8 protein-coding genes and 2 pseudogenes are annotated in these 6,239 nt (G+C 69.6%); 4 read left to right on the forward strand and 6 right to left on the reverse strand.

The annotated features are described in order from the left end of the window. Positions 1 to 79 precede the first annotated feature (79 nt). A pseudogene (locus E1265_RS32125) lies at positions 80 to 974 on the reverse strand (TIGR03620 family F420-dependent LLM class oxidoreductase). A 108-nt stretch (positions 975 to 1,082) separates the two neighbouring features. Between E1265_RS32125 and E1265_RS32130 the strand changes: the two are divergent. Continuing rightward, positions 1,083 to 1,676, forward strand: coding sequence for a TetR/AcrR family transcriptional regulator (locus E1265_RS32130; protein WP_132934486.1), 594 nt, complete (start codon positions 1,083 to 1,085; stop codon positions 1,674 to 1,676). A 200-nt stretch (positions 1,677 to 1,876) separates the two neighbouring features. Then, positions 1,877 to 2,080 carry a hypothetical protein gene (locus tag E1265_RS32135; protein ID WP_132934487.1) on the forward strand — a complete coding sequence of 68 codons (204 nt, stop codon included), beginning with the start codon at positions 1,877 to 1,879 and terminating at the stop codon, positions 2,078 to 2,080. Here the strand turns inward: E1265_RS32135 and E1265_RS32140 are convergent. Beyond that, the gene (locus E1265_RS32140; protein ID WP_243741261.1) at positions 2,049 to 2,558 is read right to left on the reverse strand and encodes a hypothetical protein; all 510 of its coding nucleotides are present in this window, start codon (positions 2,556 to 2,558) and stop codon (positions 2,049 to 2,051) included. The two genes, E1265_RS32135 and E1265_RS32140, sit on opposite strands and share 32 nt — an antisense overlap. On the opposite strand from E1265_RS32140, the gene E1265_RS32145 reads away from it, so the two are divergent. After that, positions 2,542 to 2,778 carry a hypothetical protein gene (locus E1265_RS32145; RefSeq protein WP_132934488.1) on the forward strand — a complete coding sequence of 79 codons (237 nt, stop codon included), beginning with the start codon at positions 2,542 to 2,544 and terminating at the stop codon, positions 2,776 to 2,778. The genes E1265_RS32140 and E1265_RS32145 overlap by 17 nt on opposite strands. 63 nt (positions 2,779 to 2,841) lie before the next feature. Here E1265_RS32145 and E1265_RS32150 read toward each other — a convergent pair whose 3' ends face one another. Further along, positions 2,842 to 4,128, reverse strand: coding sequence for an MFS transporter (locus E1265_RS32150; RefSeq protein ID WP_132934489.1), 1,287 nt, complete (start codon positions 4,126 to 4,128; stop codon positions 2,842 to 2,844). After that, positions 4,118 to 4,798, reverse strand: coding sequence for an antibiotic biosynthesis monooxygenase (locus E1265_RS32155; protein ID WP_132934490.1), 681 nt, complete (start codon positions 4,796 to 4,798; stop codon positions 4,118 to 4,120). The genes E1265_RS32150 and E1265_RS32155 overlap by 11 nt, the downstream gene beginning before the upstream one ends. Before the next feature lie 143 nt (positions 4,799 to 4,941). Here E1265_RS32155 and E1265_RS32160 point away from each other — a divergent pair, with 143 nt between their 5' ends. Then, a complete protein-coding gene (locus tag E1265_RS32160; RefSeq protein WP_132934491.1) occupies positions 4,942 to 5,634 on the forward strand; it encodes a TetR family transcriptional regulator in 693 nt (230 codons plus the stop codon). A gap of 3 nt (positions 5,635 to 5,637) precedes the next feature. Here E1265_RS32160 and E1265_RS32165 read toward each other — a convergent pair whose 3' ends face one another. Then, positions 5,638 to 6,051 (reverse strand): MerR family transcriptional regulator, encoded by a 414-nt coding sequence (locus tag E1265_RS32165; protein WP_207931294.1) that lies wholly within the window; start codon positions 6,049 to 6,051, stop codon positions 5,638 to 5,640. A gap of 118 nt (positions 6,052 to 6,169) precedes the next feature. Next, positions 6,170 to 6,239, reverse strand: a pseudogene (locus tag E1265_RS39935) (MerR family transcriptional regulator); the annotation flags it as partial.

Genomic DNA, 6,239 nt, shown 5'->3' on the forward strand with positions numbered 1-6,239 from the left:
GGACGTCCCCCAGGCTCGAAGAACCGCAGGCCAGCACCACGTCACGAGCCCGGGAAGACCGTGAAACGAATCGAAACCCTCACCGAACACGTCCGCCTGAAACAGCAGCGAGGTTAATGATCAAGCTGAGTACTTGCAGGCAGACGTGGTCAGCTCCTGCGTCGAGGTGCTCCTCAACGCGTCGGCGGATTGCTTCTCCTTCCCCATAGGCAACGATCGCGTCCACCAGTCGACGGCTCGGGCCGCCGACGATGTCCTCGTCGCCGAAGCCGAGCCGTCGTACGTTCGCTTCCTGATGCGGTGCCGAGAGGTAGCCGGCGACGTGTGCCGTGGCCACTTGGCGGGCGCGGCTGATGTCGGTGTCGAGCACCACTGCCTGCTCCACCGCGAGGAAGGCTTTCGGTCCCATGATCCGGCGCGCCCGTTCGGTGTGCTCGGCGGATACGAAGTAGGGGTGCGCACCCCAGGCGTGTTCGGCGGCCAGCTGAAGCATCTTCGGGCCGAGGGCGGCCAGTACGCGGCGCGGAGCCGGGTCCGCCATGGGGCCGTGGGCGGGTACCGCATCCATGGCCTGCAGGTAGGCGCGCATGGTGGACACCGCTCTGCCGCGGGCCGGTACGGGGTAGCCGTCCAGTTCGTGGACGGTGTCGTCGACGCGATGTCCGCCCAGGCCGAGTACGTAGCGTCCGGGGAACGCCTCGCCCAGCGCACGTGTCGCGGTAGCGGTGGCGATCGGGTCCCGGAACGCGATGTTGGCGATACCGGAGGCGACGACGATGCGCTGCGTCGCCGAGAGCAGCAGCCATGCCTGGCCCACTGTGTGCGCGGCCGAACGCCTCCCCGTACCAGATAGCCCCGTAACCCAACTCCTCGATCTCCGCGGCCGATTCCCGTACCCGCCCGGCAGGCTGCCCCTCGTAGGCGAAGGTCCAGATCCCGACTCGGCCCAGCTCGGTCTGTCCACTGTCCGTCATCCGCACTCCTCAGGCCACGCATTCCGGAGAGGTTCTCCGTTTGAGGCACGCTACTATACGGAGAGGAACTCCGCTTAACTTTCCCGGGCTCGACCGAAAGACGGGACGATGACGACCACACACGGGCACGTCCCCGCGCTGCGACCGCGGCGTACCGATGCGCGACTCAACCGGGAACGTCTCATCGCCGCGGCGCAGGAAGTATTCGCTGAAGCCGGACCGGAGGCGTCCCTCAACGAGGTCGCCCGCCGGGCCGGCGTCGGCCCGGGGACCTTGTACCGTCACTTCCCGAACCGCTCCGCCCTGCTGACCGCGGTCCTCAGGGACCGGATCGAGACGCTGTGCGGGCTGGCGGAGACGCTGCTCCCCTCGGAGTCCGCCGACGACGCGCTGACGCAATGGCTGCGCGCGTTTCTCCTCCACGCCAGGGTCAACCAAGGGCTGGGGGGCGCGTTGATGGTTGAAGAGCCGGTCGCGCTGGAGCTCGACTGTCATCGGCTGATCCTGGACGCGGCAGCCGATCTTCTTGCCCAGGCTCAGCAGCGGGGAACGGCGCGCGCCGATCTGACCGCCGACGACCTGGTCCACCTTGTCGTCGGGATTGCGCTGTCCACAGCTCGCAGCCACGACGCGGAACAGCCCGACCGGCTGCTCACCCTGGTGCTTGATGCCACGTACGGGACACCGCCTCAAAACGGGTGACCACAGCGATGCCCTCCGCACGTGAGCCTGTACCTGCTCGGTGAACTGTCATCGGCGGCTTATGTCGATTCGTCGTCAACTGCGGCGGCAGGCATGTGCCTCGGTGGGGATGCTGTCGGTTCCCTCCGCTCCCCTACGGAGTACCGTCACGGTGATCCACTCGCGGGAGCTTCGAGCCCCCCTTCGGAAGACACGAACCCATGGCCTACGACTCCGTCCACGACGACCAGGACAAACGCGAAGCGCTCTGCGACGGCTACGGCACGCTGCCCGCCGACTGGAGCGAACGGATCGGCCTCGACCGCCTCTACCCCGCTCTGGAGCTGTGGGACTGGTTCGCCTCCATCGGCAACACAGCGCCGCTGGAGGGCATCACCGACGACATCCGGCGGATGACGGCCTGAACTTGGGCACTGAATCAAATTCTGAACCACCAGGCGGAGTGACCTGCTCAGCCTTGATGCCGTCGGGCAGCGCGGCGATGGCCGTGTAGCGGCTGGTGCGCTCGACGAACGTGACGACCGCCGAGGGTCGGGTGCCCATCACGAGGTCGCCCTCCCAGCGGATGATGCCCCGCCCGGTGGGCCGGCGGGCGATCTTCGGACGACGCATGGACCTGGCTGACCGCAGCCGCTGGGTGAGGCCGCGGTCGATCGCCTGGCGCCGGCGAGGGTCGTAGAGCGAGAGGTAGATCGCTTCGTGCGAGATCTGCATGGATGCGTCACCAGGAAACCGCCGTCGCAACCATCCTGCGATCTGCTCGGTTACCAGCACAAACCCAGCTTGGCCTCGGCAGAGCCGGATCGGCCCGACCGACGGCCATGTCGATGGGCCGTTGGGGCCAGCGGTCGTGATATCAGCCGGAATGAGGCTGCTGATCACGCCGATCTCCACCCTGGTCACCTCTGGCATCCGTGAGCAGGATGCCGGGGCGGCCTCGGAAGTGACGCACGCCGCCCGCCAGCTCGGCGGAGCGATCGGCCTGGCCGCCCTCGCCACGGCCGGCCACGGCACCTCCTGCCAGACGGTGTTCGTCACGATGGCAGGTGTGTGCGATCGTCGCCGTGATGGCCATGGCGCTTCCGGCCCCACAACAGCCTGAAGCGATTGACCAACTCGGGCGGCGGCAGTCCTGGGCGGGATGGCGTTGGGGTTGAGACAGCTGTCATTCCCGTGGTGCTTGGGTGGTGGGGATGGCGGCTTGGTGTCGATCGTCGCTGGCGGTTGTCGCGCTGTCGGTGGAGCGGGCGGGTTCTTTCAGCCGTAGCAGGGCGATCAGGATGCCGGTGGTGCCGACGGCTGCGACGAGGGCGCCGGTGGCGATCGAGGTTGCGTCGATGAGCGGCCCGAAGAGCAGGGGTGAGGCGAACTGGCCGCCAAAGAGCGCGGTGGCCTGCAGTGAGGTGGCTGTGCCGCGCTGTTCGGGTGGAGCGGCGTGGTCGGCCAGGACGGTGAGGGTGGGCATGGTGATGCCGCTGCCGATGCCGGTGAGGACCGGGACGAGTAGCAGCGGCGCCCAGTGGTCGGCGAGGGCGAACAGGATCAGGGCCGCTGTCCAGGATGTGGCGGCTACGCGTATCAGTGTGGTGTAGCCGAAGCGGGCGGTGAGCTTGGCGTAGGCGAGGCCGATCAGGCTGGCGGCGCCGGCGGTGAGCACGGTGCCGTAGAGGGCGACGATCAGGGTGTCGTGGATGCCGAGTTGGTCCAGGCGGCGGGGTAGGGAGACGGCCAGGACCATCATCAGTCCGGTGCTGGCGACCCACAGCCCGCACAACCCCAGCAGGAGCGGGTGGTCGCGCAGCAGCCGCGCGGCGCCGCCGCGGGCCCTGGTGGCCTTCGCCACCGGGTTGGTGCCGTTGGTCGGGGCGGGTTTGGGCAGGGCGAGCAGGGTCGCGACGCCCAGGGGGACGCCGAGGAGGTAGAGGGCGAACGGGGTGTGCCAGGAGTGGTTGCCCAGTGCCCCGGCCGCCAGTGGGTAGATGAAGCCGCCCGCCGTGGTGGCGGCGGTGCGCCAGCCCATCACCTTGTCCCGGGTTCCGCCCTGGTAGAGGTCCAGCAGGGCGGCGGTGGAGCAGGTGAAGACCGCCGCGGCACCGATGCCGAGGACCAGCCGGGAGGCGATCAGCACGGGGTAGGAGTCGATGACCAGGCCGGCGCCTCCGCCAAGACCGTAGAGCACCAGACCGAAGGCGAGCGGGAGCCGAGGGCCGAGGTGGTCGGTGGCCCGGCCGACCAGGGGGCTGATGAGGGCGATGGCCAGGCTGTGGCAGGTCAGCAGCAGGCCGGCCGCCGTGCCGCCCACTCCCAGGGCCTGGCGGATGACCTCGATCAGCGGAGCGATGGTGGCGCCGCCCATCACGCCCAGCGTGGAGGCCAGCAACAGCACTGTCAGCGACGCCCTGCCGGCTGGGGAGGCTGTGGCGTCCTCGGTTATCGCGGGTTCAGCGGCCATCGTTGCGTCCGCCTGCGACCAGGGTGGTGTGCGGGTGCCAGCGGCGCCAGCCGCACGCCCGCACTCCGGGGATCTCCTGGGTGAGGCGCCGCCGCACCCCGCGAGGGTCACCGGAGTCGAGCATGGCGGCGTGAGCCTGCTCGTCGGTCCACTCAGCGTAGTTGACCACCCGGGTGCCGTCCGCGCTCGTATGGAAGTGCCCGGCGACCAGGCCGGGCACCGCGGGCTCGTCCTTCGTCATCGAGGAGATCTCGTCGACGAGATGCCGCTGCCGCTCGGGACCGTCCACGTCGAACGACACAGTGACCACGCAGCCCACCCGGCGTTCAACCGCGGTGCTCGCGCGGGAGCGGTGCAGGCGGTAGCGGACCGGTACCGACGGCTCGGTCCCCGGAACGCCGGGCGCATACGCCGCGGAGACGGGCAGCGCCGCGTCCAGCGCGTCGTCGCCCCTCCACTGTTCGTAGGCCATCAGGGCGTGGCCGTCCGTGCTGGTGAGCAACGACCATCCCACCAGGCCATCCGGCCAGGTCGCCTGCTCCCGAGCGGCGACGGCCGCCTCCGCGACGGCCTGTTGGCTTGCGGCGCCCCGCACGTGCCGGAAGGTGATCACGACGGTTGACGCGTCGGCGCGGGCGACTTCGGGCGAAGTGTCGATACGGCGAATCACAGGCAGCTCCCCAACGCATAGCAGGGCGGGACGACACCCGACCCACCCTCCAAGAAACGAGACTGAGTGCCAGACTGGCACGAGTACCAAAGGAGCTCCAGTCCTCCTTAGGACCTAGGCCCATCTTCGCTACGCTCACCCTCGTGGCCGCCAACACCCCCGCCTCCGCCGACGACAGCGCCCTGCCGCTACGGGAACGCAAGAAGCAACGCACCCACAGGGCGCTCGCCGACGCCGCCCTCACCCTGTTCAGCGAGCGCGGATTCGACCGCGTCACCCTCGAGGAGCTCACCGCCCACGCGGAGATTGGTCGCAGTACCTTCTTCCGCTACTACGGCACCAAGGAAGACGTCGCCATGGCCGCCGAAGGCGAACTGTGGGACGCCTACACCACCCACTTCGCCCACCACGACGCCCCCGGCCCCGCCCTGGACGCGCTGCGCACGTCCCTGACCGCGGCCATCGAGTCCATGCCCGAGGGCTGGGACCAACGCTTCCTGCGCACCCGGCGCCTGGCCGCCGGCACCCCCGTGCTCCGCGACCACAGCATCCTCTCCTCGATGAAGGCGCAGGCACGCCTGGTCGAGATCCTCGAAGAACGCCTCGCCGTCGACAGCGCAGACGACGTACGCCTGCGCCTGCTGGGCGAGTTCGCCCTCAGCGCCTGGCGCTGCGGCGCCCGCAACTGGGTCGCCGGCCGCGGACCCGACGGCTACGACCGACGTCGCGGACATGGCGGCACCGCCACCCTGGCCCGCCGCGTCGAGGAAGCCTTCGACGCCATTCCCGCCAGCCTGTCCCTCGCCCTGCCACCATCGCCCGCCAACCGCCAGTAGCCGTCAGGCCCCGGCGAGCGGGCCGTTCTCCTCCAGGCGAGCGCGCAGCGTGTCAGCGAACTCCTCGGCCCGGGAGAGCTGGACACGGAGCGTGTCGACCTGCTCGGTGGCGGCCCGCTCGTAGGTCCTGACGCGCTCCAGCAGGGCCTCGCGCTCGCCGCCGGTGAGACCGGTGCCGGCGTCGAGGCGGTCGGTGACCTCCAGCAGGTCGCGCATCTGCTCCAGGGTGAAGCCCAGCGGCTTCATGCGGCGGATCACCATCAGGCGTTGGACGTCGGTCTCGGTGTACAGACGGAAACCGCCCTGGGACCGCGCCGAGGGCACCACCAGCCCCGTTTCCTCGTAGTGCCGGATGGTGCGCAGGGACAGCCCGGTCCGCGTCGCGACCTCACCGATCTGCATGTGCCTGCCGTCCACGCCCCTGCTCCCCTTTGGCCCTTCTCGCTCTGGCGGCCCGCCCGCACCCCCACCCATCTCTACTCTAACGTTAGGGTAGAGTTCGGGAGGGCGAGGCCGGTTCAGCCGCTGCCCGCTCCATCAGGCGTTGGACGTCGGTCTCGGTGTACAGACGGAAACCGCCCTGGGACCGCGCCGAGGGCACCACC

Source organism: Streptomyces sp. 8K308, from assembly GCF_004348315.1.
GTDB lineage: Bacteria > Actinomycetota > Actinomycetes > Streptomycetales > Streptomycetaceae > Streptomyces.

What these genes read in the sequence shown, in the direction of transcription:
- E1265_RS32130 (WP_132934486.1), top strand. Translation starts at nt 1,083, where the DNA reads ATGACGACCACACACGGGCACGTCCCCGCGCTGCGACCGCGGCGTACC.
- E1265_RS32135 (WP_132934487.1), top strand. Translation starts at nt 1,877, where the DNA reads ATGGCCTACGACTCCGTCCACGACGACCAGGACAAACGCGAAGCGCTC.
- E1265_RS32145 (WP_132934488.1), top strand. Translation starts at nt 2,542, where the DNA reads ATGAGGCTGCTGATCACGCCGATCTCCACCCTGGTCACCTCTGGCATC.
- E1265_RS32150 (WP_132934489.1), bottom strand. Translation starts at nt 4,128, where the DNA reads ATGGCCGCTGAACCCGCGATAACCGAGGACGCCACAGCCTCCCCAGCC.